Origin of the sequence: Arsenicibacter rosenii (assembly GCF_001870735.1) — a bacterium.
In the GTDB taxonomy this organism is placed as follows: Bacteria; Bacteroidota; Bacteroidia; order Cytophagales; family Spirosomataceae; genus Arsenicibacter; species Arsenicibacter rosenii.
Genome location: NZ_MORL01000262.1, coordinates 1 through 462, shown reverse-complemented (window position 1 = coordinate 462; position 462 = coordinate 1). Strand labels below are relative to the sequence as shown.

Sequence of the window (462 nt, the reverse complement as noted above, 5' to 3'; positions counted from 1 at the left end):
AAATGCAAAAGAGGATTAACGCGGTTTCCAGCCACCGTTTCCGGATTTTCAGGAGTGCCTTCTGCAGAAAATTAGAAACCGACTGGCGGTTAACCTGCATTACTTCGGCAATTTCGGGGATCGACAGGTTTTCGTAATAGCGGAGGTACAAGGCTTCCCGTTCACGGACCGGTAGTTTGTCAAGCTGTGTCTGCATGTTTTGTGTGAGCAACCGCAGCGACTCCTGGTGTATGAGTAATGTCTCGGCATCAAACTCTTCCGGAATAGATGCATCCCAATCCAGATCTTCGGTTGTATAGCGGCTTTTGGCCCGATGGTACTGCATGATGTGGTGCCGCAGTGCCTTCAGCAAATAATGCTTTACCGATTCGGTTTCGTTTATCTGAAGGCGGTTTTGCCAGAGTTGCAGGAATAAATCCTGAATGCAGTCTTCGACTACCTGCTCCTGCACCATAAACTTCA

At 48.5% G+C, this 462-nt stretch carries 1 protein-coding gene; it reads right to left on the bottom strand.

Annotation, left to right across the window (positions count from 1 at the left end; all coding sequences use genetic code 11):
- The coding region (locus BLX24_RS31170) for an RNA polymerase sigma factor (protein WP_071506953.1) at positions 1 to 462 on the bottom strand (462 nt) is incomplete at both ends.